The organism is Nonomuraea candida, assembly GCF_000725485.1.
Lineage (GTDB): Bacteria > Actinomycetota > Actinomycetes > Streptosporangiales > Streptosporangiaceae > Nonomuraea > Nonomuraea candida.
Genome location: NZ_JOAG01000004.1, coordinates 194,381 through 219,223 on the forward strand (window position 1 = coordinate 194,381; position 24,843 = coordinate 219,223).

At 69.7% G+C, this 24,843-nt stretch carries 23 protein-coding genes and 1 tRNA gene; 12 read left to right on the forward strand and 12 right to left on the reverse strand.

Annotation, left to right across the window (positions count from 1 at the left end; all coding sequences use genetic code 11):
• Positions 1 to 109: 109 nt before the first annotated feature.
• The 10 genes from IO39_RS02690 to IO39_RS02735 form a co-directional block, all read right to left on the reverse strand.
• Positions 110 to 988, reverse strand: coding sequence for a helix-turn-helix domain-containing protein (locus tag IO39_RS02690; protein WP_211266872.1), 879 nt, complete (start codon positions 986 to 988; stop codon positions 110 to 112).
• 14 nt (positions 989 to 1,002) lie between these two features.
• Positions 1,003 to 1,536, reverse strand: a complete 534-nt coding sequence (locus tag IO39_RS02695) for a DUF6879 family protein (protein WP_043615253.1) — start codon at positions 1,534 to 1,536, stop codon at positions 1,003 to 1,005.
• Complete coding sequence (locus IO39_RS02700; RefSeq protein WP_052422369.1) at positions 1,533 to 1,787, reverse strand: hypothetical protein; 255 nt, start codon at positions 1,785 to 1,787, stop codon at positions 1,533 to 1,535. The genes IO39_RS02695 and IO39_RS02700 overlap by 4 nt, the downstream gene beginning before the upstream one ends.
• 1,148 nt (positions 1,788 to 2,935) lie before the next feature.
• The gene (locus IO39_RS50190; protein ID WP_052422370.1) at positions 2,936 to 3,460 is read right to left on the reverse strand and encodes a helix-turn-helix domain-containing protein; all 525 of its coding nucleotides are present in this window, start codon (positions 3,458 to 3,460) and stop codon (positions 2,936 to 2,938) included.
• Entirely contained in the window at positions 3,460 to 3,720 is a 261-nt protein-coding gene (locus IO39_RS02710; RefSeq protein ID WP_043615255.1) for a hypothetical protein, read from the reverse strand. Before IO39_RS02710 ends, IO39_RS50190 begins: the two co-directional genes overlap by 1 nt.
• Positions 3,717 to 3,923 (reverse strand): helix-turn-helix domain-containing protein, encoded by a 207-nt coding sequence (locus tag IO39_RS52190; protein ID WP_043615256.1) that lies wholly within the window; start codon positions 3,921 to 3,923, stop codon positions 3,717 to 3,719. Before IO39_RS52190 ends, IO39_RS02710 begins: the two co-directional genes overlap by 4 nt.
• 302 nt (positions 3,924 to 4,225) lie before the next feature.
• The gene (locus IO39_RS02720; protein ID WP_052422371.1) at positions 4,226 to 5,797 is read right to left on the reverse strand and encodes a YfjI family protein; all 1,572 of its coding nucleotides are present in this window, start codon (positions 5,795 to 5,797) and stop codon (positions 4,226 to 4,228) included.
• The gene (locus IO39_RS02725) at positions 5,794 to 6,765 is read right to left on the reverse strand and encodes a bifunctional DNA primase/polymerase (protein ID WP_084772136.1); all 972 of its coding nucleotides are present in this window, start codon (positions 6,763 to 6,765) and stop codon (positions 5,794 to 5,796) included. The genes IO39_RS02720 and IO39_RS02725 overlap by 4 nt, the downstream gene beginning before the upstream one ends.
• A gap of 1 nt (position 6,766) precedes the next feature.
• The gene (locus IO39_RS02730) at positions 6,767 to 6,988 is read right to left on the reverse strand and encodes a helix-turn-helix domain-containing protein (protein WP_043615258.1); all 222 of its coding nucleotides are present in this window, start codon (positions 6,986 to 6,988) and stop codon (positions 6,767 to 6,769) included.
• Positions 6,985 to 7,179: a helix-turn-helix transcriptional regulator gene (locus IO39_RS02735; protein WP_043615260.1), complete on the reverse strand. Its 195-nt coding sequence runs from the start codon at positions 7,177 to 7,179 to the stop codon at positions 6,985 to 6,987. Before IO39_RS02735 ends, IO39_RS02730 begins: the two co-directional genes overlap by 4 nt.
• A gap of 190 nt (positions 7,180 to 7,369) precedes the next feature.
• Between IO39_RS02735 and IO39_RS50195 the strand changes: the two genes are divergently transcribed.
• Both IO39_RS50195 and IO39_RS02745 read left to right on the forward strand, forming a co-directional pair.
• On the forward strand, positions 7,370 to 7,954 hold the full coding sequence (locus IO39_RS50195) for a helix-turn-helix domain-containing protein (RefSeq protein WP_052422372.1): 585 nt from the start codon (positions 7,370 to 7,372) through the stop codon (positions 7,952 to 7,954).
• A gap of 9 nt (positions 7,955 to 7,963) precedes the next feature.
• Positions 7,964 to 9,211 carry a tyrosine-type recombinase/integrase gene (locus IO39_RS02745; RefSeq protein WP_043615261.1) on the forward strand — a complete coding sequence of 416 codons (1,248 nt, stop codon included), beginning with the start codon at positions 7,964 to 7,966 and terminating at the stop codon, positions 9,209 to 9,211.
• A gap of 105 nt (positions 9,212 to 9,316) precedes the next feature.
• Here the strand turns inward: IO39_RS02745 and IO39_RS02750 are convergent.
• Positions 9,317 to 9,405: transfer RNA gene (locus tag IO39_RS02750), tRNA-Leu, on the reverse strand.
• A gap of 420 nt (positions 9,406 to 9,825) precedes the next feature.
• On the opposite strand from IO39_RS02750, the gene IO39_RS02755 reads away from it, so the two are divergent.
• A complete protein-coding gene (locus IO39_RS02755) occupies positions 9,826 to 10,452 on the forward strand; it encodes a hypothetical protein (protein ID WP_245641777.1) in 627 nt (208 codons plus the stop codon).
• A gap of 494 nt (positions 10,453 to 10,946) precedes the next feature.
• Positions 10,947 to 13,139, forward strand: a complete 2,193-nt coding sequence (locus tag IO39_RS02760) for a chaplin family protein (RefSeq protein ID WP_043615262.1) — start codon at positions 10,947 to 10,949, stop codon at positions 13,137 to 13,139.
• A 119-nt stretch (positions 13,140 to 13,258) separates the two neighbouring features.
• On the opposite strand, the gene IO39_RS52195 is transcribed toward IO39_RS02760, so the two are convergent.
• A complete protein-coding gene (locus tag IO39_RS52195) occupies positions 13,259 to 13,444 on the reverse strand; it encodes a DUF5703 family protein (RefSeq protein WP_055508738.1) in 186 nt (61 codons plus the stop codon).
• Positions 13,445 to 13,633: 189 nt separating this feature from the next.
• Here IO39_RS52195 and topA point away from each other — a divergent pair, with 189 nt between their 5' ends.
• From topA to IO39_RS02800, 8 genes are all read left to right on the forward strand, one after another.
• Positions 13,634 to 16,351: a type I DNA topoisomerase gene (gene topA / locus IO39_RS02765; RefSeq protein WP_084772140.1), complete on the forward strand. Its 2,718-nt coding sequence runs from the start codon at positions 13,634 to 13,636 to the stop codon at positions 16,349 to 16,351.
• Positions 16,352 to 16,531: 180 nt separating this feature from the next.
• Positions 16,532 to 17,800, forward strand: a complete 1,269-nt coding sequence (locus IO39_RS02770) for a metallophosphoesterase (RefSeq protein WP_043615268.1) — start codon at positions 16,532 to 16,534, stop codon at positions 17,798 to 17,800.
• A 75-nt stretch (positions 17,801 to 17,875) separates the two neighbouring features.
• On the forward strand, positions 17,876 to 18,433 hold the full coding sequence (locus IO39_RS02775; protein WP_052422374.1) for a helix-turn-helix domain-containing protein: 558 nt from the start codon (positions 17,876 to 17,878) through the stop codon (positions 18,431 to 18,433).
• A gap of 141 nt (positions 18,434 to 18,574) precedes the next feature.
• Positions 18,575 to 20,617 (forward strand): dTMP kinase, encoded by a 2,043-nt coding sequence (gene tmk / locus IO39_RS02780; protein WP_043615270.1) that lies wholly within the window; start codon positions 18,575 to 18,577, stop codon positions 20,615 to 20,617.
• 29 nt (positions 20,618 to 20,646) lie between these two features.
• On the forward strand, positions 20,647 to 21,822 hold the full coding sequence (locus tag IO39_RS02785) for a DNA polymerase III subunit delta' (RefSeq protein ID WP_043615271.1): 1,176 nt from the start codon (positions 20,647 to 20,649) through the stop codon (positions 21,820 to 21,822).
• Positions 21,823 to 22,002: 180 nt separating this feature from the next.
• A complete protein-coding gene (locus IO39_RS02790; RefSeq protein WP_084772142.1) occupies positions 22,003 to 22,530 on the forward strand; it encodes a sigma-70 family RNA polymerase sigma factor in 528 nt (175 codons plus the stop codon).
• Entirely contained in the window at positions 22,527 to 23,591 is a 1,065-nt protein-coding gene (locus IO39_RS50200; protein WP_157547838.1) for a permease-like cell division protein FtsX, read from the forward strand. Before IO39_RS02790 ends, IO39_RS50200 begins: the two co-directional genes overlap by 4 nt.
• 124 nt (positions 23,592 to 23,715) lie before the next feature.
• Entirely contained in the window at positions 23,716 to 24,555 is an 840-nt protein-coding gene (locus IO39_RS02800; RefSeq protein ID WP_043615273.1) for a PSP1 domain-containing protein, read from the forward strand.
• The last annotated feature ends 288 nt before the right edge of the window (positions 24,556 to 24,843 follow it).

Here is a 24,843-nt window from a genome sequence, read left to right on the forward strand (position 1 = left end):
GACCGTCGATGGCGCTGTCAGCGTGACACGGAGGCGAAGAGAACGACGAGGAAAGTTCTAGAGATTTCTCGAATCTGACCAGCCGGCGGCGACGAGGCGAAACATCGAGCTACGCTGTCGCGGCACTTTCGCCATCGTCGTCGGGCAGCGCCGAGCGCAGCTCCTCCATCACCTGGGTGATGACCGCGCGGGCACTGGCGCCGTAGGCCGCGACGGAGGCCATCGCGCCGAAGACCTTCTCGTGCAGGTCGATCTCCTGGGCCTGGGTCAACGTCAGCTCGGCCGAGAAGATCTCCACGAGCACCTGGTGGTCATCGAAGATCCAGAAGCCGCACCCGGGGGCGATGACGAACGGCGTGCCGAACGGGATGACGCCGAGGCGTACGTTGGGCAGCGTCGAGGCGGCCACCAGCCGATCGAGCTGGGGCAGCATCAGCTCCGGCGGGCACAGCCGGTATCGGAGAACGGCCTCGGTGATCACGAAGTGGAAGCGCTTGCGCGGGTCGTAGAGGATGTCCTGCCGGGCCAGCCGGGCGCGTACGGCGTCGTCGATGTCGTTCGTGATGCCGAACACGGTGATGGCCTGGGCAAGCCGGTGACGGGCATACCCAGCCGTCTGGAGCAGCCCGGGAACGAAGGCGGGCTCGAAGACCCGAAGACGAGTGGCGCGCCGCTCCATGTCGGCCCAGGTGCCCTGATGGTGGCGGGTGCCCCCGCTTAGGAGTCGCTGCCACTCCGCGTGCGCCGACTCCATCGTGCGCAGCATGGCCAGCACCGAGGCGCTGTCCTGCTCGTCGCCGGTCGTCGCGCCGACCCAGTCCGTGACGTCGGCCTCGGTGGGGGTCTGCTTCCCCGTCTCTAGCTTCGAGATCTTCGAGGCAGGCCAGGAGAGACGCTCGGCGAGTTCACGGCCGGTCAGGCCGGTGGACGCGCGCAGGCTGCGCAGCTTGCTGCCGAGCGCCTCTCGGGCTTGCTGGACGCTGGTCACGCCCCCTTTTCTACTCAGCCGTCCAACTCCCGTGCCAGGTCGGCGAGAAACTGATCGCGGGTGACGGCCCGGTGCCAGGCGTCGTCACGAGCCGCCGCCAGCTCGACCACAGTGGCCGGGTCGGTGACGATCTCGGCGCCGAGCAGGACGTCATCCTCATCGAACTTCAGCCGGGCGGCCCACTTGGAGTCGAACAGCCAATAGTCGAGCTCCGGCAGACCGGCCGCCTGCGCCCGGTCCAGGTAGCGGATGTCCTCGCCGGCCTGGATGGCGAACTGCGCGCACCACAGGCCGAAGCGGGAGTAGTCCGACAGCGGGACGGAGACGACCCGTACGCGGTGGACGAACTTGCCCTTGGCTGCGTGTTCGGCCATGAGATCGAGCCACGGCCGATTCCACGCCAGGTCGTCGGGCTCGCCGGCGAGGAACTTGCGGATCGGCTCATGCTCGCCGGGGGAGTTGTAACGCTCCCTCGGCTCCAGCCGGAACGCGGTGTGCTCGAACGACCTGAACAGGTCACCGAACGCGTCGCCGGAAACCAGGGTCAACGCCCCTCACCGGAGCCTTCGTCGGCCGTTGCGGTCGTGGCGGCGTCGTTGGTGGTCGGGGCCTGGTAGAACCTCAGCAACTCCAGTGGGATCTCGATGTCGGCCTCCCCGGCAGGAACCTCCCCGAGTTCGGCGAGGGCCTGAGAGTCGGTGACGCGGTAGCCGCGTACCACGAGGCTGCCCCGGTCAGTGGCCCACAGTGTGGGCGAGCCGCCGTTCTGCGAGGTCGTACCGAGAAACGTGACCCTCATGCCTGCCTCCGGTGGAGAAGAATTCGAGAACATTCACCATGAGGGGACTACGACTGGGCGTAGGCGTCAACCCATCCGACGCGACTGCTCTAGGGCGTCCTACATGGCTATGCGGGGAGTCAATCCCAACCACCAGGCGAGTCACGATGGTGGCACCGGCTGCTGGCCGGCCTGGCGCCGTGCTGAGGTCCTCTGCTCGTCTTCTCAGGCGCTTGGAGGCTCGGCAGGAGCGCGCGAAAGCCGCCCTAGGTGATCTAGTCAAGCCTGGCGTTCGCGCCCCTGCCTGACGGTCTCAGAGCCCCACACCGCGCATCGGATTGTCTCGCCATTTGTCTGCCGCACGCCTGAGCAGAAATCGCCGGCTCATCTCGATGCGTCGGCGGGAGGGTCGTGGAAGATCGAGCGGTGCCTGGCGGCGAGCTGGGTGCGCGGCCCGTCAACGCTGAGCAGGTCCAGTGCATCCTCACCGGCCTGGTCACCCCATACGTGGATATGGTCGGCCTACCGCCCCATGCCCCGCGACCCTGCGCCCGTCGGCGGTCACACCGGAGGCCGAAATTCCTGTGACCTGCGTTGCAGGCCATAGGTGATCGGCAGCGGCTTCGCGCGCCCGCGCGCGTAGCGGCTCCCGAAAGTCCCGAAACCCCCAGTAGATGCTCTCCCCTGTGGCGACAAACACGCTCAGTGGCTGGCTGGACAGCCGACATCGACCTCACGCCTTGGTCTCCGGCCCCCTGCCCTTGGCCTGGCGATCACCTGCCGTGGAGCCTGTGGAATGTATCCCGGTCAGGTTCTCCCTTCCCGTCGCCAAGGCGCGGAGCCGCGCGTGGTGGAGCACCGCGCCCTTCGGAAAGAGCAGCCTCCGCCCATCTGCCCCAGGGCCTACGCTTCCCCGAGGGGCGCTCTCATAGACGTTCTCGGTGATGCGCACGATCTCGTCCCGCCCTGTCGGCAGTTCGGCGCCGGATCCGCTCATGCGGTGGTGCCCTACGGGTCGGGTGCATTCAGGGAGCGCCCAGGAGGTGGGGGGCTGATCCATGTTGTCCTGCTTCCTCTCCATGATGGAGGAGGGAAGCTAGACAGTTTTTTCGTTAACGTCGTATCGGCAGGTCAGACGGCTGCATGGGCCCTGAAGCGGTGGATCGATCTCAGGGCGTCGGCTCTCGTAGACCTTCCCTCGCGGCCTCGGCCTGGCGTCGCGCCCTTGACTTGGCGACTCGGGCGCGGATGTTCTCGATGACGGCCTCATTGTGGGTCAGGTTGACGGGGCCACCTTGAGGGCCGGACACCTCGATCGCCTTCACCGGCCGCCAATCGTCAGGGAACATCCGCGCGAGGAGATCCAGGGCGATCCGCCCGTTCGGCTGGCTCCAAGCGCGTTCTCGCGTACCGTCCGGCCGCTCAGCCTCCCGGACGAGCACACCGCCGACGGCGTCCGCCAACGCGGCGGCGATCAGGACGTCGGCGGCCTTCGCACGCGCGCGCGTAACTGCCTCGCGAAACGCCCTCAACTCGGTGGGCGCGTCTTCCTCCTCGCCTTGCGCCATCCAGCGGTGAAGGGTCGAGCGGCCCAGGCCGCACAGCTCGGCGGCCGTGCCCAGGAAGTGGCCGGCCTCCAGATGCCGGCAGAGCTGATCCTGGAGGTCTGGAGTGAGCTTGGTGGGGCGCCCCATCACGCATTCCCTTTGGGCCGGGCGGCCAGCAGCTTGCGGGCGTGCTCGGCGCCTCGTCTGGCGATGGTGGCGTCGGGTACGCCACGGAGCTTGCGCGTGGGAATTGCCGACCGGGCAGCGGTGGGGCGCAGGCCGTGACGCATGACCATGCTGACGGCGTCGGCGGCTCGACGGCCGGGGTCGGGCACGCCCCACTCGGCCAGGAGAGCAGCGAGGGCGCGTTCGGCGGCCGTGATGGTGGTGGCCTGGGCACCGGTCATTCGGTGGCCTCCTCCGAGGCGTACGGGAGGCCGAGCATCGAGGCGAGCTTGGCCGTGGGAATGAGGATCTTCCGCCCGATACGGATGGAGGGCAGATCCCCGCGGCGCACCGCATCATAGGCGGCATCGCGGTGGAGCCCGAGGACAGCGGCTGCTTCGGCCACGCTCATGGTGGGCCGATCGGAAAGCTGAGTGGTCGTCACGGGCCGATACCTACAGGATTTCTCGGCTTAGCGCCTGCCCAGGTCTACAGGGACCGACGTCCTCCCGGACAGGAAGCGGTGACAGAAGGGGTTACGTGCCCTTCGACCTGCGCCAACGGTGTCATCTGCCGGGATGACAATCGGATGACGCGGGCCGAGGGGAGCAATGCTGACCTGGGCGAACGAATGTCATCCGGGCTGGATGACATTCGGCGACCACGGTTTTGTCATCTCGGGATGCCCACCGTCACCACCTTTGTCACCCCTGTCGATGACATTCATCAGCCCAGGTCAGCACGCCTCTAGGAGGCTTCTGTCACCGTGTCACCGAATATCTGGGGATTGACCGCATATCGGAGGGACTTGCGCCCGCCCGTTGAGGCCGCCTCGATGAATCGGAGATATCCGTACTCCTCCAGGAGGGAGAGCACGCGGGCGACGTCCTCGGAGGTGCCAAACCGCTTCTGGAACCCGCGCTGGACCTGCCGGACGGTGACCTCCGTGTGTGACGCCTTGCGGATCCAGGCGAGTACCGCTCGCGCGGGGTCCAGGAGCGGATTTGCCCGCATGATGCCGAAGGCGGCCATGGCGTGGTCCGTGAAGTACCTGGCGAGTCTGATGGCCTTGCGCATGGTGTCCGCGCTGATCGGCTTTTGAAGGCCGTCCATGGTGTGCTCGGCCAGGTGCAGCAGGCCCGCCAGTCGGATGGTGTGTCCGCCCAGCTTGCTCGCCCATTCGCGCAGCGACTCCAGGTCTCCCGTGCCCCGGCGAAGACGAGGCTCGATCTCCTCCCTGAAGCGGAGGTGAGCCTCCACAGCCTCGGGTGAAAGCTCGATCGTCACCATCTCGTCCACGTCCGCCAGGTCTACGATCAGATTCGTCATGAGGTCCATGTACGTGCGGAGCACGTCCTCGTCGAGATTCGCCTCGTGGCGAACGTTTCGATGCCCCACCAGGTCGGGAGGCAGGCAGAACAACACCCGCGCGAGAGCGCCCCTGCCGTGCATCTGCTTGGACCCGGACAAGTCCTCCAACATCTGTGGCTGGATGCAGACGCCCACAGTAAGAGCGGGGCGCTCAACGGACTCTGCGCGGGCGCGTCGGTCAACGCGGAGCCGGTCGCCGGCATGCCCCTTCAAAGCGAGTTCGAGGTTGGGCTTTCCACTGCTGTATCGGCCCATGATGTTCTCCAGGAAGGCGCCTTCGGACGACAGGACCGCCATGCGCCCGCCCTGCTCGGCGAGCACCGTCGTGCCTGTCTCGGGGGTGATGTCGTCCACGTACAGCCTCGGCAGGATGGGAATCTCGATCTCCTCGGCCAGTTGCAGAGCGTCCGCCGCGGCCTCTTCTTCCTCCGGCGACTTGCTTCTGCGCCGGGCGGCCTCCGCACGCGCCTTGGCGCGGCGCTGCTCGGCCTCCAGTTCCTTGATCTTCGGCCGCACCCGATCCTGGAGCCGAGACTCGGCTGCGAAGACCGGCGCCATGACCGCGTTGAAGACCGGAGACTTCCCCATACCAGGCGCCGCCGCAACCGCGGTGTACAGATTGAGCGGCTCGCGCCACTGACCTCGGACATGCACCTCCGCACGCCCGCCTGCGCCGGTGGCCAACGCGGCCAGGACCAGACAGCCGGGCATGTCCGACGGGACCTGCATCTCGGCGGCCACCCCGAGCACCATCGCCGCGATGGGCTCGGGAAACACCTCGGTCGGGAACTCCGGCAGCGACGCCATGGCGTCTACTGGGATCGGGTCTTCCCAAGCCCGAGGGTCTTCGCCCGAGGTGACGGCCCGTAGATGCTGATGCAGGTGGGCGATGGAGGCGGGAGCGTCCAGGTCATTCAAGATGGCGTCGGCCTCAAGCGGCGCGGTCATGCGATCCCCCGGGGTTGCAGGGCCCCGGCGGTGAGGCCAGAGCGAATGGTGGTGGCCGCCTCGCGCCAAGGCAAGCCGATGGTCTGGGCGGCCGTCATGAGCGCCTGTTCGGCAAGCTCGGACGGGAGCAGCTCGGAGGCGACGAGCTGCCCCAGCGCGAAGGCGGCGGCGTTGAGCGTGTGGTTCCGGGCGCCGGGCACGGCTTCGAGCACGTGCTGTACCTCGCTCCGCAGCGCGGCGTACACGTATCCCGTCGAACGCCCGCCGAGCCTGGCCAACATCTCGCGCGCCGACACCGGCCTGCGCGTGTTCTCGACTTCGCGCGGCGTCAGCGATGCGGCCAGCCATGCCGGGAGAGAAGCCGTCGGACCGTTGTGGATGACGTCGTACGAGCCGACGCCGTCCGGGAGATCCACGAAGCTGCCCGGCCCGACGACGTAACCGCCCTGCGCCCGGGTGTCGATCAGCCAGCCGAGCCGCCCGGTGGTGTTGCCCAGAGGCAGTTCGGCGGGTGCGGTGAAGTACAGGTGCGCGCCGTTGCGCCGGGTGCGGACGGTGAACGTGTTGAAGGGGAGCGGCTGTCCGGCCTCCAGGCAGATCAGCGCCAGTACGTCCGCGCCCTCGTTGACCCCGGGCCTGTCCCAGGGCGGCAGTGGCCGTTCGTCCGTCTTGGGCGTGTCGAGGTCCACTACGACCAGCCCCGACGGGCCGCAGGCGATGCCGATGTTGTACGGCGCTCGCGACCAGCACCGGCGGATCAGGTCAGGGTCCGTCGTGGCCGCCCGTTCCCAGTTCGTGAACCCCCTGAGTGGACGCTTTCCGCCGGGCAGCAGCGGAAAGACGTGCCAGCCACGTGCGGCGGCGGCGAGCGCGTGGGCGAGGGTGCGGTGTACGTTGGGGATCTTGGTTTCAGTGCTTGGTACCGAGGTGAGAGGCGGGTCCGCCGCGAACGGGCCCGCCTCCGTCATGTCACGCTGCATCGACGGCGGCCTCGTCCGAGTCGGTCGGCGGGTCAAGAAGGGCCTGCGTCCGAAGCCAGGCAACCGGGATACGCCAAGTCGTGCCCAGGCGGACTCCAGGGATCTGACCGTCCGCGATAGCCCGTCTGATGGTGCGGTCGTCGGCGCGCAAGAGACGACTCACCTCCGGCACCGTGGCGAACAGGCGCCCATTCATCTCGTCGGTCTTCACGCGGGCACCTCACCCTCGGCCGCGCCGTTCAGCCACGCCTCAACCTCCGCGTCGCGATAGCGGATCAACCGGGGACCAAGCCGGATGGGGCGCGGGCCGATACCTAGCTCCGCCCAACGCTCCAAGGTCCTGACCGAGATGCCGCACCTCTCGGCGACCACCGACCGTGACAACAATGTGTGTTCCGCCATGTTCGTTTCTTCCTCTAAGTCGGGTTGTTGCGGAACAAGATCTAGCTATGTAGCCTCTGGGTTGTCAAGTCGCGTTCTGGCGGCATAACGTGCCGCCGTGGAACAAAGAGAGTGGACGAGCAACATGACCAGGCAGGTGGGAGCCCAAGTAGCGCGCCTCCGAGCGCGGCCGGGCCCGGACGGGAAGCGGATGACCGCCCAGGCCCTCGCCGATCGCTGCGGTGAACTCGGGCTTCCGATGGACCGATCGGTGATCGCCAAGCTCGAAAAAGGACTGCGACAGTCGATAACCGTCGCCGAGCTGATCGTCCTGGCGAAAGCCCTGGACGTCGCTCCGGTCAGGCTCCTCTTCCCTCTCGAAGAACAGGAAAAGGTCGAGATTCTGCCGGGCATGGAGGTTCCGGTCTGGCGGGCCGCGGAGTGGTTCGATGGCACCGACGACCTGGCGCTTGAGGCAGAGGGGTGGGACCCCAACACCTGGCGCAGTCCCGACCCGATCGTCTTGAACTTTCGGTGGCACCGTCGCTACCTGGAGGAATGGTCGGCGACCTGGAAACTCCTCGTCGAGCAGCAGAAAGACGCCGCAGCGGCCACCGGTGCGGAGAAGGAAACGCTGGCCTACGTGGTCAGCGCCAACGAACGGCTGCTGGAGAAGTCCGCGCAGGACCTGGCCCAGGTGCGTCAGCGCATGCGCCAGTTGGGCGTCACCCACCTTCCCGAGATCCCGACCGAGCTCAAACGTGTGGATGTGCTTCCACCGGACCCGAACACCTAAAGGAGACACGTGAAGGACTCACCGAAACGCAGGAGGTCCCCCGGCGAGGGGTCGGTCTTCAGCTACAAGCTGTCCAAGGGGCAGGTGCGGTACGGCATCAAGTTCACGGCCACGCTGCCGGACGGGTCGGCCAAGCAGGTCCTGCGGCGCCGCGACGAGAACAACCAGCCGTGGCTGACTCAGACGGACGCGCAGAAGGCCCTGCGCGAGGCTCTGGGGAAGGTGGACAAGGGCGAGTTCGTCCAGCCCAGCAAGCAGACCCTCGGGGCCTACCTCGACGAGTGGGTCGCTGGGCTCAGGCTCGAATCGTCCACCCTGGCGAGCTACAAGAAGAACATCCGGCTCCACCTCAAGCCCTATGACATCGGCAGGACGACCCTCGCGGCCCTGACCGGCCCGAAGCTCACCGCGCACTACCGCTACCTGGAGGAGAAGGGCCGGAAGGACCACAAGGCCGGCGAGGGGCTGTCGGCCCGCACCGTCCGGTACGTCCACACCATCCTGAGCGCCGCGCTCTCCGAGGCCGTGGACGCGGGCCTGCTGGCCCGGAACCCGGCGGACAAGGCCAAGCCGCCCACCGCCAAGCAGGCAAAAGCGCCCGAGATGCACCCGTGGACGGCCGCCCAACTCAAGGACTTCCTGGCCTGGTCGCGCGACCACAGTCACCTGCACGTCGCCTGGCACCTCTTGGCGCACACCGGCATGCGCCGCGGCGAGCTGCTCGCGCTGCGCTGGCGGCACATCGACCTGGAGGCCGGAACGGTCAGCGTCCGCCGGTCGGTGGGCGTCGTACGGGTCAAGGGAGAGAAGGCCATCGTGAAGGAGGGCGACACCAAGACCGCCAAGCCCCGCGTGGTCGATCTCGACTCCGCCACCGTGGCGTTACTCAAGGCGTACAAGCGCGAACGAGGCGGGATGGCCCTACTGCTCGCCCGGGACGACGCGCTCATCTTCAGCGACCAGGAGGGCAACCACCGGCACCCCGAGCGGTTCTCGCGCGGTTTTCAGGACCAGCTCGGCCGCTGCGCGAGGGCGTTCGAGAAGGCCGGCCGCGAGGCGCTGCCCCGCATCCGCGTTCACGACCTCCGCCACACCCACGCCACGATCCTCCTCATGGGTGGCAAGCCCGTGAAGGTGGTCTCCGAGCGGCTCGGCCACGCCGACCCCGCCATCACTCTCCGGGTCTACGCTCATGTCATGCCCGGCAATCAGCGAGAGGCCGCCGACTGGTTCGCGGCCCTGGTCGAGAGCGCGTAACCCTCGTGCTCAGGCCCACAAGTATCAGCGGAGTATCACGGCTCGTTCTGGAGGCTGAAATGAAAAAGCCCCGAGCCTGTGACCTGCACATTCTCAGGGCCTTCATGGTGTCCGAGGGGGGACTTGAACCCCCATGCCCATCACTGGGCACTAGCACCTCAAGCTAGCGCGTCTGCCTATTCCGCCACCCGGACTTGGTGCCTGCACGCGGGACCGTCATCCCGCGTCGGCTCCGTAAGGTTAGCAAACTCTGAGCAGTGCGTCATACCGAGAATCGGTTCCCCCTCCGAGACGGGCTTTTCGGCCGTCTCATGGGCTCTCCTGGGGCTCCCGATGGGGCTTTCGTGGGGCCGCCGGCGGCGGGTTGGGGTGGTTGGGGCTGGTTGGGTGGATGAGGGCTTGGGGGATTTCTGGTTCTCCCGTGAAAAGGGCTTGTGACAACCTTGAGTGGTGCTACGGTTACGGATCGTTGAGGGGTGAGTCCACGGACCGGCCTCACGACGTGAGGCCGGTTCTGGAGCTCGGGAGGGCACGTGACGCGCGAGGTGGTGCAGCGGCTGAGGGCGATGCCCCGTGCAGTGTGCCGCCCGCGCGTGACTGTCCCGGCTCGGGCCGTGACCACCGAGCCGGGTGTCCGGATGGCGCGGTTCGCGGCCGGTGCCCGTCGGGTCGTCGTGCGGGCAGTCGCGATCGGCGCCCTTGCGGTCGCCGGGTGGCTGCTTGCTGTTCTGTTCGGCATGCTCACCGCCGCTCCGGCGGCCGCGGACGCCACCGCGGCGAAGGGAGCGGCCGCCACAGGGGCGGACGCCACTGTGGCGACGGGAGCGGCTGCCAGAGAGGCTGCCGCCTCAGGGATCGCCGCCACAGAGGCGGCTGTCACAGGGGCGGACGCCACCACGGCGACGAGAGCGGCCACCACCGGGACCGCGCATCGGGCCTTCACCGGCTCCGGCGGCCTCTCGGCGTCGGACAACGCCGAGGCCATGGCGGGGCTCACCGTAGACGGCCTCAACAGCCAGCGGGATCCTGGCCTTCCACCATCGTCCAACGCCGGCGAGATCCTGGACACCGATGGTCTGGTGCCCAACGGCGGTGGCAGCGGTCCCTTCGGGCCCGTGACCGGGGACGCCGCGCGGTCCATGGTCGACCCGCGGCTCCAGGCAGGGCGCGCCCCCCTGGCGCGCCTGCTTCCCCCTGTCGTCCGCACAGCGGCGGACGACCCTTCTTTCTCACCTGACTGACCCCGCCCCTGGGCGCCGGTCCCGGCCGATCGAGTACGAACCCGGGCGGCACTCCCTTACCAGCGGTACGAGCGGCGGAGCGTGGCACTGAATCCCTCCGCCCGCGGGTGAAACACGTCAGTTCGGTTGGTTCGCGAATCCCGAGGCCTCCGCTGTGCGCGAAGAGCGTACGTGAGGGGCGTTCGTGAGGACGACAAGCGTGAGGACGACGAGCGTCAGGGCGTTCGCGCGGACTCATGAGGGCTCATGAAGACGGCGAGCGAGAAGACGTTCGCGAAGACTCGTGAGGACCTCTGAGGACGAGCGGCGCGAGCGCGAGGCGTTCGTGTGAGCACGTGAACCGGTCCGTGTGAGCAGGGCGAGCCCGTCCGTGAGAGCAACGCGCACGTGACGTTCGGCAGGACACCTTCCACGGCCTCACACCTCCTCATCGGCCCCGGGCCGGCCGCGAGCCGTTCAGGTAATCCCCCCAAGAACCACTAGGAGCATTCATCATGCGTACGTGGGCCAAAGCATCGAGCCCGGCGGCCCTGCTGGCCGTGGCGGTCATGTCCTTCGGCGGAGCCGGCACCGCGCTGGCCGACACCGCCGGCGACGGGTCCGTGGCGGGCGGCAACCAGGTCGATCTGCCGATCTCCGTGCCGATCGACATCAGCGGCAACTCCGTCGCCGCGGTCGGCAAGGCGGAGGCGACCTCCCAGGGCGGCGCGCAGGTCGTCAACTCCGGCCGTCCCGGCATCCCCAACAGGACCTCGGGCAACGGGTCCGTCGGTGGCGGCAACCAGGTCAACGCGCCGGTCAGCGTGCCCATCAACGCCTGCGGCAACGCCGTGTCCCTGATCGGCAAGTCCGACGCGGGCTGCAAGGGCGGGGCAACCGTCCGCACCCAGGGCAAGGGCGGCGCGGGCGGCAACCGCACCTCCGGCAACGGCAGCGTGCTCGGCGGCAACCAGGTCACCGCGCCCATCTCCGCGCCGCTGAACGCCTGCGGCAACGCGGTGGCGATCTTCGGTGACGCGACGGCGGGCTGCTCGGGCGGCGCGACCGTCCACAACACCGGCCAGGGCGCGGGCGGCAACCGCACGTCGGGCAACGGCAGCGTGCTCGGCGGCAACCAGGTCGTCGCGCCGATCAGCGCGCCGATCAACATCTGCGGCAACTCGGTGGCCGTGGCGGGGCGGGCCTTCTCCGGCTGCCGCGGCGGGTCGAGCGTCACGAACAACGGCGGCCCCGGCAACCGCTACCGGACCCCGGCCAAGCACATGGCCGCGGGTTCGACGGGCAACGACACCGACGGGCGCTTCGGGGCCGGCAGCGGCAACCAGGTGGTGGCGCCGATCAGCCTGCCGATCGACGTCTGCGGCAACGCCGTGGGCAACGCCTCCGCCGGGTGCAAGGGCGGCTCGCACGTGTCCAACAGCGGCGCGGGCGGCAACCGTACGTCGGGGGCCGGCGGCGTGCTGAGCGGCAACCAGGCCGTCGCGCCGATCAGCGCCCCGATCGACGTCTGCGGCAACGCCGTGGCCGTGCTCGGTCACGCGTTCGCCGGCTGCAAGGGCGGCGCCACCGTGCGCAACCCGGGCAAGGGCGCGGGCGGCAACCGCACCTCCGGCGCGGGCGGGGTGCTGAGCGGCAATCAGGCGATCGCGCCGATCGCGGCGCCGATCAACGTCTGCGGCAACGCGGCCGCGCTGCTCGGCAGGTCCGAGGCGCGCTGCCGGGGCGGCGCGGGCGTCTGGCCGCACGAAGGCGTCGGCGGGGGCGGCAACCGCACCTCGGGCGCCGGCGGGGTGCTGGCGGGCAACCAGGCCGTCGCGCCGATCGCGGCGCCGATCAACGTCTGCGGCAACGCCGCGGCCGTCCTGGGCGACGCAGCCGCCGGGTGCCTGGGCGGCTCGCACGTCGGCAGGCCCCCGGTCGGCGGGCCCGACGGGTTCGCGCGTTTCGCCAGGACCAACAGCAAGGTCGCGGCGGCCAGGGGCGGGCTGCTGCCCATCACGCCCGCGGTGCCCGTCCTGGGCGGCGTCCAGGAGGCCGGCGGCAAGGTGGGCGAGATCGCGCAGGGCGTGCAGGGGGTGCAGAGCCTCGGTGACGCGAGCGGGGTCGCCAAGCAGCTCCCGGGCGAGGTCGCGCGGGGCGTGCAGGGCCTCGGCGACGTCGGCGGGCTGACCAAGCAGCTCCCGGGCGCCGAGGGCGTCGGCAAGCAGCTCGACAACGTGGCCGCCGTCGGTGAGATCGGCAAGCAGGTCGAAGGTGTAAGCAACGTCACCCACCAGCTTCCCGCCGTCGAGGATCTCTCGAAGACGTTCGGCCTGCCGAAGCTGCCCGAGCTGCCCGAGCTGCCCGGCCTGCCCGAGGCCCCGCAGAAGCCGCAGAAGCCGCGGAAGACGGCGCTGGCGGCCCCGGCCGACGGCGGCGGCAAGGGCCGCAACGCCCGGACCGGGGGCACGCTCCCCGCGCTCGCCCCGGCCGCCGGCCTGATCAACTCCACCCCCGCCGGTGGCGCGGTGGCCTCGGCCACCCGCAGCCTGCCCGTCGGCGACGTCGGCCTGATGAGCGCCGCGCAGCCCGCCGGTGTCACCGGGATGAACTCCGGCTCCGTGCTGGCCCTCCTGCTCGGCTCGATGCTGGCCGCCTCGGCCACGCTGTTCGCCACCGCCCGCCGCTTCCGGCTCGGCCGTAAGTAGGGGAATCAGCAAGCACGTAAGACGGCAGTGCTGATGCTCACGATCCGTGAGTAGACGCCGATAGAACGCTTTGCCCGTTCCGGGGGCGCGGCCCGGGGCGGGCAAAGCCATGTCCGTGCTCAGAGGGTGCTGCGTACTCGCATGACCTTGCGGCGCAACCGCACGTGACGGCTGCCGTCTGGGTGCACCCGCACGCGGGCCAGCTCCCACTGTCCGTACTCTGCGTGTTCGGTGAGCAGTTGACGTGCTGCTTCGCGAGTGAGGTCGCGTGGAATGAAGATATCCATGTAGGAGTAGTCGAGCACAACGATTAGTCTCCAGGGTGAGTCAGGGCGCCATGTCGCTCGCTGGGCCTTATTCTGCGTGCTTGCGGGTGGACCCGGAAGCTAGTGGGTAGCCCGGGGGAAGGAAATTTCCGCGAGTCGGGTTACCTTTCAGATCTATGCCGACTCCCGGTAGGGGGATTGCAAGCGAACAGTGAGGTAGGAAGCAGCGTGCCAGCCCAGAACGGCAGCTCCGGCGGAACACGCCTGGTGATCGTCGAGTCGCCTGCCAAGGCGAAGACGATCAAGGATTACCTCGGTGCCGGCTACATGGTCGAGTCCAGCATCGGTCACATCCGTGACCTGCCGGAGAAGGCCGATGACATCCCCGAGGAGTTCAAGGGGGCGCCGTGGGCGCGCCTCGGGGTGAATGTCGAGCACGACTTCGAGCCACTGTACGTCGTCAACCCCGACAAAAGGTCGCAGGTCAACAAGCTGCGGCAGTTGTTGAAGGACGCTGACGAGCTCTACCTGGCCACTGACGAGGACCGCGAGGGCGAGGCCATCGCCTGGCACCTGCGCGAGGTGCTCAAGCCCAAGGTGCCCGTGCACCGCATGGTGTTCCACGAGATCACCCCGCAGGCGATCAGGGACGCCGTGGCCAACCCGCGCGACCTCAACCTCCGCCTGGTGGACGCCCAGGAGACCCGGCGCATCCTCGACCGCCTCTACGGCTACGAGGTCAGCCCCGTGTTGTGGAAGAAGGTCAAGCCGCGGCTGTCGGCGGGCCGGGTGCAGTCGGTGGCGACGCGGCTGGTGGTGGAGCGCGAGCGCGAGCGCATGGCGTTCACCCCCGCCCACTACTGGGACCTTCAGGCGCTGTTCGACTCCGGCAAGCCCGAGGAGCGGCCGCGCGACTTCACGGCCACGCTGACCACGGTCGGCGGCAAGCGGGTGGCGCAGGGCCGCGACTTCGCCAGCACCGGGCAGCTCAAGACGGCCGGCGTGCTGCACCTGTCGGAGGCGGACGCGGGTGAGCTGGCGGGCAGGCTGCGGGAGACGTCGTTCTCGGTCAAGTCCGTCGAGCGCAAGCCGTACACGCGTAAGCCTTACGCGCCGTTCCGGACGACCACCTTGCAGCAGGAGGCCAGCCGGAAGCTGGGCTTCTCCGCGAAGTACACGATGCAGGTCGCGCAGCGGCTCTACGAGCAGGGCTTCATCACCTACATGCGTACCGACAGCATCACGCTGTCGGAGACCGCGATCGCCGCCGCGCGCTCCCAGGCGATCAAGCTGTACGGCGCCGCGTACGTGCCCGACAAGCCCCGCGTCTACTCCAGCAAGGTCAAGAGCGCGCAGGAGGCCCACGAGGCCATCCGGCCCTCGGGCGAGGAGTTCCGCACGCCGGGAGAGACCGGGCTGTCGGGCGACATGTTCCGCCTGTACGAGCTGATCTGGCAGCGCACCGTGTCCTCCCAGATGAAGGACGCGGTCGGCGAGTCGATCACCGTGAAGGTGGGCGGCACCTCGTCGGCCGGGGAGGACGTCGAGTTCAGCGCCTCCGGCCGGACGATCACGTTCTACGGCTTCCTGAAGGCCTACGTCGAGGGCGCCGACGACCCCGCGACCGACCGCGACGACTCCGAGAAGCGGCTGCCGAACCTGGCGGAGGGCGACGCGCTCAGCGTGACGCGCCTCGACGTGTCCGGCCACTCGACCAAGCCGCCCGCGCGTTACACCGAGGCGTCGCTGGTCAAGGAGCTGGAGGATCGGGAGATCGGGCGGCCTTCGACGTACGCCTCGATCATCGGCACCATCCTCGACCGCGGCTACGTGTTCAAGAAGGGCACGGCGCTGGTGCCGTCGTTCCTGGCGTTCGCCGTGGTCAACCTGCTGGAGCAGCATTTCGGCAACCTGGTCGACTACGACTTCACGGCCGAGATGGAGAAGGTCCTCGACGACATCGCCAACGACCGCGCGGAGCGGGTGCCCGAGCTGCAGCGCTTCTACTACGGCGCCGACGGCGACGAGGGCCTGAAGGAGATGGTCACCGACCTGGGCGACATCGACGCCAAGGAGATCAGCTCCTTCCCGATCAAGGGCACGGACATCGTCCTGCGGGTCGGGCGCTACGGGCCCTATCTCGACAGAGACGGCACCCGCGTCAACGTCCCCGAGGACATGACGCCCGACGAGCTGACCGCGGAGAAGGCCGAGGAGCTGTTCTCGCGGCCGACGGGCGACCGGCAGCTCGGGCACGACCCGGTGACCGGGCACATGATCGTGGCCAAGGACGGGCGGTTCGGGCCCTACGTGACGGAGGTCCTGCCGGAGCCGGCCGCCGACGAGGAGGCGCCCAAGCGGCGCACGAAGAAGGCCGACGCGCCGAAGCCCCGGACGAGCTCGTTGTTCAAGACGATGTCGCTGGACACGATCACGCTGGACGACGCGCTCAAGCTGCTGACGATCCCGAGGGTCGTGGGCGAGCTGGACGGCGAGGAGGTCGTGGCGCACAACGGGAAGTTCGGCCCGTACCTGAAGAAGGGGAGCGACTCGCGGTCGCTGGCCTCCGAGGAAGACCTGCTGACGGTCACCATCGACCAGGCCAAGGAGCTGTTCGCGCAGCCCAAGCAGCGCGGGCGGGGCCGGGCCGCGGCGGCGGCGCCGCTGCGCGAGCTGGGCGACGACCCCAACTCGAAGAAGCCGGTGGTGGTCAAGGAGGGGCGGTTCGGGCCGTACGTGACCGACGGCGAGACGAACGCGTCCCTGCGCAAGGGCGACACGGTCGAGGACATCACGATTGAGCGGGCCGCCGAGCTGCTGGCCGAGCGGCGTGAGCGGGCTCCGGCGCCCAAGAAGGGCGCCGCCAAGAGCACGGCGAAGGGCACGACGACGAGGAAGACGCCCGCGAAGAAGGCTCCGGCGAAGAAGCCCGCGGCCAAGTCCTAGCGGCGTCTCAGGGGCGGCTCCGCGGCGTCCTGGCCGCGCCATGGCCGTCTTCGGCGGTGCTGTGGCGGCGCGTTGGCGGCGCGTTGGCGGCGCGTGGCGGTGCTTCGGCGCTGGTTTGGCGACGCATCCCACAGTTTCCGGCAGCCGCCGCACGCGGCCGCCGGAAGTAGCATCGGTGATGTGTTCGTCGTGATCATCGTGAGTCTGGTCCTGCTCGCGCACTGCTACCTCTGGGTCCGGCTGGTGCGCCACACGACCGGGCCTGGGCGGCTGCGCAAGGCCCTGACCGGGGTGCTGGCCACGCTGCTCGTGGTGCTCGTGGCGACGTTCGTGGGCACGCGGATGGGGCTGGAGAGCTGGCTGGCCTGGCCGGGGTACATCTGGCTGGCGGTGATGTTCTACCTGGTCCTGCTTCTCCTCGTGCTGGAGCTGCCGCGGGCCGTGGTGTCGGCGTTGCTGCGCGCGAACGAGCGGCGGGCGTCCGGGCGGGCGCCCGATCCCGAGCCCGTCGCGGTGCCGGCCGGCGCGGCGGCCGCCCCGGGCGCGCCTCAGGCGGCGGCTCCGGCGCCGGCGGGCGCGTCTCCGGTCGAGGCTCCGCCTCCGGCGGACGCCGCCGTGAGCAGGCGGCTCTTCCTCGGGCGGGCCACCGCCGCGATCGCCGGGGTGAGCGCTCTGGGCACGGTCGGGTACGGCATGACGAGCGCGCTGGGCGACCCCCTGATCGAGCGGGTCAAGGTCGCGCTGCCGAAGCTCGATCCCCGGCTCAACGGGCTGCGCTTCGCCGTGGTGAGCGACATTCACCTGGGGCCCCTGACGGGGGTCGGGCACACCGAGCGCATCGTCCGGATGATCAACGGGCTCGAGGCCGACGTGGTGGCGATCGTGGGCGACCTGGTGGACGGGACGGTGGCCCGGCTCGGGCATCTGGCACGGCCACTGAAGAGCCTGGAGTCCCGCTACGGGGCCTATTTCGTGACCGGCAACCACGAATACTTCACGGCCGAGGGGCCGGAGGAGTGGATCGAGGAGCTCGGGCAGCTCGGCGTACGCTCGCTGCGAAACGAGCGCGTGGAGATCCGGCACCAGGGCGCCGTGCTCGACCTGGCCGGCGTGAACGACGTCGGCGGCGCGGCCCGTGGCGACGGCCCCGACTTCGGCAAGGCGCTGGGCGGGCGTGAGGCGGGCAGGTCCGCGGTGCTGCTGGCCCACCAGCCGGTCCAGGCGCGCGAGGCCGCGCGGCACGGCGTCGACCTGCAACTGTCCGGCCACACGCACGGCGGGCAGATGGCGCCGTTCAACCTGGTGGTGGGGCTGCAGCAGCCGGTGGTGTCGGGGCTGGCCACGGTGGACGGGACACAGGTCTATGTCAGCAGGGGAGCGGGCTTCTGGGGGCCGCCGGTGCGCGTCGGGGCGCCGCCCGAGATCTCGCTGGTGGAGCTGCGGAGCTGACTTATCGTAATCCGGTGGTCACGAGGAGGCATCTTGGCGTAGAGTATCCGCCCGGATACTTTGCGGAGGTGGTTCATGGTCCTGTCTCCCCTGGAGAAGGCGCTGGGGCGGGAGGTCGCGTTCTGGGCCAGGCGCGGCGGGCAGCTGTTTCGGCAGGCCCGGCATGCGGCGTGCCTCAACCAGAAGGCGCTGGCCAGAGTGAGCGGCACCTCGCGCACCACCCTGTCGGCCTACGAGCACGGCAGGAAGTCGCCGACGCTGGAGACCGCCGGGCGCATCCTCGACGCCGCCGGGTTCCGGCTGGTGCTGGAGGCCAAGGTCCACTGCATCGCCCACGAGACGAACGACGGGCGCCCCTTCCACGTGCCCAGCAGGCTGCGGCGGCTGCCGGTCGCGGCGGCGCTGGGCATGGCGCAGGTGGCGGGCCGGATCTACGATCTGGCCGACCGCGACGAGCGCCGGGCCGCCTACACCGCGCTGATCTGCGAGGGCGGGCCGGACGCGCTGCTCGCCCACGTGGACGGCGTGCTGCTGATCGACCTGTGGGACGAGCTCGTCCTTCCCATGGAGATCAGGTCCGTGTGGGAGTCATTGGTGGAAGAGGCGGGGCAAGAGGTCGGAGTTATGAATTGATGATGTTTTTGAGGGCCTATTCGAGGTGTGCAACCTGCGCCCGAGCCCGATCACGTAATACCCTCGGCGACGGGCGGCCGGGAATATCCGGCTCGTCTCTTGTCCACCTCCTTCCGGTCAACACCTGGATACGCTGAAAACATGACTGCCCTTGGCCGAAGCCGCCCGACTCATGTGCTGGCCAATGCGCCGTTCCGACGGCTGTGGACGGCCATGTCGGTGTGCAGCCTGGGTGACTGGCTCAACCTGCTGGCTCTGACCGCCCTCGCGGGCAACCTCACGCAGGGTGACTACCGCGTGCAGTCGCTGGCCGTCGGCGGCGTGTTCGTCGCCAAGATGTTGCCTGCCGTGCTGCTCGGGCCGCTCGCCGGGGTGTTCGCCGACCGGTTCGACCGGCGGCTGACGATGTTCACGGCCGATCTGGCCAGGTTCGCGGTGGTGTTGTCGATCCCGTTCGTCAACAGCTACCAGTGGGTCATCATCGCGACCGTCCTGGTCGAGTGCGTGAACCTGTTCTGGGTCCCGGCCAAGGACGCCACGGTGCCCAACCTGGTGCCCAAGGCGCAGCTCGAGTCGGCCAACCAGCTCAACCTGCTGGTGACCTACGGCACCGCGCCGGTCGCGGCCATGCTGTTCGCCGCGCTGTCCGTGGCCGGCGATCTGGTCACCGGGATCGTGCCGTTCCTGATGGGGCGCGACGCGACCGGGCTGGCGCTGATCGTCAACGCGTGCGCCTACCTCGTGTCGGCGTTCCTGATCTTCACTCTGCGCGACATCCCCAGGCGTGACGGCGCGATCTCCACCCCCTCCGTGCTCAAGCAGGTCTTCGAGGGCTGGCGGTTCGTGGGCGGCGATCGGCTCGTGCGCGGGCTGGTCATCGGCATGCTGGGGGCGTTCGCGGCCGGCGGGGCCGTGGTGGGCGTGGCCAAGGTCTACGTGGTGGCGCTCGGCGGAGGCGACGCCGCCTACGGCGTGGTGTTCGGCGCGGTCTTCGTCGGCATGGCGCTGGGCATGTTCTTCGGGCCCAGGCTGCTGCGCGAGCTGTCGCGGCGGCGGCTGTTCGGGCTGGCCATCACCGTCGCGGGCCTGGTGCTGGTCGCGATCGCGCTCATCCACAACCTGGTGATCGTGGTCATGCTGACCGTGGTGCTGGGGGCGTGCGCGGGGATCGCCTGGATCATCGGCTACACGCTGATCGGGCTGGAGGTCGAAGACGGGCTGCGCGGCCGCACGTTCGCGTTCCTGCAGTCCACGGCGCGGGTGACGCTGCTGCTCGTGGTCGCCGTGGCCAACCCGCTGGCCGCGCTCTTCGGCGTGCACGTGCTGGGCCTGGGCGAGTTCAGCTACCGTTTCGACGGCACCAGCCTGGTGCTGGTGATCGGCGGGGTGCTCGCGATGGGCGTCGGCGTGCTGGCGCTGCGGCACATGGACGACAGGAAGGGGGTCCCCCTGTCCGCCGACCTGATCGCGGCCGTGCGGGGCGAGCGCTTCCTCACCGAGCCGGCCGAGCGCGTGCCGGGGTTGTTCGTGGCGTTCGAGGGCGGCGAGGGGTCGGGCAAGACCACGCAGTCGCGGATGCTCGCCATCTGGCTGCGCGACCAGGGCTATGACGTCGTCCAGACGCGAGAGCCCGGCTCGACCAAGGTGGGCATGCGGTTGCGCGCCATCCTGCTCGACGCGGCCGAGAAGGGGTTGTCGGCGCGCTCGGAGGCGCTGCTGTACGCCGCCGACCGGGCCGAGCACGTGGAGAAGGTGATCAGGCCGGCGCTCTACCGGGGCTCGCTCGTGATCACCGACCGCTACGTCGACTCGTCGCTGGCCTACCAGGGCGCGGGGCGGGCGCTCGACCCGCAGGACGTGTCCAAGATCAACGCCTGGGCGACAGGCGGGCTGGTGCCGCATCTGACCGTGCTCATCGACACGCCGCCGGAGGTCGGGCTCACCCGGCTGGGCGGGGCGGCCGACCGGATCGAGTCCGAGCCGCTGGAGTTCCACGAGCGGGTGCGCAAGGAGTTCCGCGCGCTGGCGGCGGCGGCGCCCGAGCGCTACTTCGTGGTGGACGGCACGCTGCCGCAGGAGGAGATCACCCGGCGGATCCAGGACCGCGTGCGCGAGATCCTGCCCGACCCGGTGCCGCGGGAGACCGAGGACATCACGGGCACGATGCCCGCGATCCGCGACTGAACATCCTCCGGGGCAACTAGCCTTGAGCCGTGACGGTTTTCGATGACCTCGTGGGGCAGGACCAGGCGACAGCCGTGCTGTCGCGGGCCGCGGCGGCGGCCGGCGAGGTCGTCGCGGGCGGGCGCGGCGCCGGCATGACGCACGCGTGGCTGTTCACCGGGCCGCCCGGCGCGGGCCGGGAGGACGCCGCGCGCGCCTTCGCCGCGGCGCTGCTGTGCCCCGACGCCGGGTGCGGCCACTGCGACCAGTGCCACCAGGTGCTCATCGGCTCGCACCCCGACCTGGAGTGCGTGCGTCCCGAGGGGCTGTCCTACAGCGTCAAGCAGACCCGTGAGCTGATCCTGCGCGCCGCCGGGGCGCCCACGCAGGGGCGGTGGCGGGTCATCCTGTTCGAAGACGCCGACCGTGCCACCGAGTCCGCCGCGAACGCCCTGCTCAAGGCCATCGAGGAGCCGCCGCCACGCACCGTGTGGCTGTTGTGCTCGCCCGCCCCCGACGACCTGATGATCACCATCAGGTCGCGCTGCCGCCAGGTGAACCTCACCACCCCCGCCACCGAGGCCGTCGCCCACGTGCTTGCCACGCGTGACAGCGTGCCGTGGGAGACCGCCAGGTTCGCGGCCAGGGCCGCGCAGGGGCACATCGGCCGGGCCCGCGCCCTCGCGCTCGACGAGGGGGTCAGGGCGCGCCGCGAGGCGGTGCTGAGCATCCCGCGCTCGCTGACCGGCGTCGGCGAGTGCGTGTCGGCGGCCGAGCGGCTGGTGAAGACGGCCGAGGAGGAGGCCGCCGTCGCCACGGCCGCGCTCAACGAGAACGAGACCTCGGAGCTGCGCAAGCTCTACGGCGAGGGGTCCAGCGGCAAGGGGCTCAACCGGGGGCTGGTGCGCGGCGGGGCCGGGGCGCTGAAGGAGCTGGAGGACCGGCAGAAGTCGCGGGCCACGCGGATCAAGCGGGACTCGCTGGACGCGGCGCTGCTGGAGCTCGTGTCGTTCTACCGCGACGTGCTGGCCATGCAGTTCGGGGCGGGCGGGGTGGAGCTGGCCAACGATGATCTGCGCTTCGACCTGGATCAGCTCGCCAAGTCGTCCACGCCCGAGGAGACGTTGCGGCGGATCGACGCGATCATGCGGTGCAGGGAACGGCTGGCGGCGAACGTCAACCCGCAGATGGCCGTCGAGGCGATGATGCTGTCCCTGCGGTCCTAGCGGGCCTTCAGCCAGTCCCGGACTCAGGCGGGGGCGTGTCAGGTTCGGCCGCCCACGCTCGCGACGCGCGCCCGATGGTTGTCCACAGGTTGTGGACAGAGGCGTGGGCGGGTGCGGGCCGGGGCGGAAGATATTCGGGTGCCGCAAGCAGCAGATGAGGCCGCCAGGCGTCTCTGGTACGTGGAAGTCGAACTACTCACCCAGCAAGAAGCCCTGGCGCGGCAGCGGGTCGACGTGGCGTCGGTCTTCGCCGAGCACCACGTCGGCCTCGTGCGGCTGGCCCTCATCATGGTCGGCGATCAGGCCACCGCCGAAGACGTCGTGCAGGAGGCGTTCGAGCGCACGCATGCCGGCCGGGCCAGGCTGCGCGACGCCGACAAGATGCTGACATATGTGCGCTCGGCGGTGCTCAACGGGTGCCGCTCGGTGCTGCGCAGACGGGCGACGGTGTTCAAGCGCGCGGTGCCGTACGAACCGCCGGTCTGGTCGGCGGAGAGCGCCGTGCTGATGGGTGAGGAGCGGCGCGAGGTGCTGCTGGCGCTGCGCCGGCTGCCCCGGAGGCAGCGCGAGGCGCTGACCTTGCGCTACTACGTCGATCTCACCGACCAGGAGATCGCGGAAACGATGCGGATCAGTGCCGGCACGGCCAGGTCGACGATCGCGCGAGGGCTGGCGGCCCTCGCCAGAGAGCTTGGAGAGGATTCATGAGCAGCCCGGTGGAAGACAGACTGCGAAAGGCTCTCGCCGATGCGGGGGCGACGGTGGACCCGAGCACGCTGAGGCCGCTGCGGGCCCCGGGCCGCAGGCGGCTCCGGGTGGATTTCCGGATGGTGACGGCGGCGGCGGCCGTGGTGGTCGTGGGGTCGGCGACCGCCATGCTGGTGAGCGGTGGCGCTGACGGAGCCGGTGACGGGGATCGCGTGACGGCGGCGATGGCCACGGGCGTGTTCGGGCGGGATGACGCGGACATGACCGTGTTCCTGTGCACGGCGACGGCGGGGAAGGAGACGGGGTGCGAGGGGGTCGTCACCTCGGAGCAGCGGGAGAAGATCGAGCAGGTGCTGTCCGAGCAGGGCTCGCAAATCACCGCCGCCCAGTGGGTGAGCCAGGCCGACGCCTATGACGACTTCCGCAAGCGGTTCCCGCACCATCAAGAACTGCTGAACGAGGTCGAGAGCGCGGACCTGCCGCCGTCCTACCGGCTGAAGCTCCGGCAGGGCGTCGATCGCCGGCAGGTGATGGGGGCCTTCCACGGCGTGGCCGGGGTGCTGACCGTCGTCGATCACGCTTCGGGCCCCTATGCCGAGGCGATGCCGCAGAGCGGGCAGAGGTGGGATGTCAGCGCCTTCCTGTGCAAGAAGGGGACCGCCTTGCCGGCGTGCGGCGGGCGGCGAGGCCAGGAAGGCGACGGCAGGAGCGCCAAGGGAGGGCAGGCCGCGACGTCCGCCCAGGTGAGGGCGATCGAGAAGCTGCTCCAGAAGATGCCTGAGGTGGCGGAGGTCGTCTTCGAGGACGAGGCGACCGCCTACGAGAACTTCAAGGAGGCGTTCAAGGACAACAAGACGCTCATGGAGGCGACTCGGGTGGAGGACATGCCCCACTCGTTCAGGATCAAACTGAAGGGCGATGCCGCGGTGCGGGAGGTGATCGACCGGCTCGCGCGTCAACCGGGCGTGGCCCAGGTCGTCAACAACCGCTGCGCGGTCGAACTGGCGACCGTATACGACGATTTCGGGTTGCAGCTGCCGGAAAAGAAGATGTGCCCCTGAGGCGGGTGGCCGTGCGACATCCACGTGCCCGCCCTGACGTCGGGCGTTCGTGCGCGCGTAATCTGGCAATGAAGGCCGTACGTATCCCCCTAGGCCGTCAGGAGGCGAGCTCGAGCCCATGGGAATGATCATGGCCGTGAGCTTCACCCGTTACGGGAGGCTCTACTACCTCGATCCCGGCGGGCACAGCCCCAAAGTGGGCGACAAGGTGCTCGTGCCGACCGACTCGGGTCCCGAGGTGGCGGAGTGCGTGTGGGCCCCGCAATACACGAGCGAGGACATCGACGGGCTGCCGGTGTGCGCGGGGCCGGCCGGGGAGGAACACCTGGCCCGGGACGAGTCGAACAAACGCCGCAGAGCGGAGGCCCGCAGCGTCTCCAAACGCCTGATCAAGCGGCACACGCTGCCGATGAAGGTCGTCGGCATCGACTATCTCGACCAGGACAACGTCTACACCGTCTACTTCTCCGCGCCGCACCGGGTCGACTTCCGCGCCCTGGTGCGCGACCTGGCCCGCAACCTCCGGGCCAGGGTCGAGCTGCGGCAGATCGGGCCGAGGGACGAGGCGCGGCTCCAGGGCGGCATCGGCCCCTGCGGCCGTGACCTGTGCTGCGCCACGTTCCTGAAGGACTTCGAGCCGGTCTCCGTACGCATGGCCAAGGACCAGGACCTCCCGGTCAACCCGCTGCGGATCGCCGGGGCGTGCGGGCGGCTCATGTGCTGCCTGAAGTACGAGCACCCGCTCTACCAGGAGTTCCGCGCCTCGGCGCCTCGGGTGGGGGCCAGCGTGGAGACGCCGCAGGGAGCCGGGACGGTGGTGGGGCACAACGTGCCGTCCGACTCCGTGGTGGTACGGCTCAACGACGGGGGGCGGCGGTGCGCCTGCTCGAAGGCCAGCGTGTGCGCGCCACGGAAGGCGTACGACTCGACGTACGGGGATGAGGCCGGCGGCGACGGGGCCTGAACCGTCACCTTGTCCTTCGTTCCGGATATGCGTGAGTGGCCGGGGGTGGCGCGGGTGAGGCTGGGCAGGCGGGGGTCCCGGGCGGCGGTGGTGGCGGGCGCCGGTGCCGTCGCGTTGACGGTGGTGCTTTCGTCGACGGTGGTGCTCTCGGGGAACGCCGGGCCGTCGCAGGGCGGCCAGACGAGCGCCGGGCTGGGTGGCGGCAGGCCACCCGGCAGCGGGCTGCCTGGAGGCGGGCTGTCTGGAGGCGGGCAGCGTGGCGGTGAGCTGCCTGACGGTGAGCTGCTT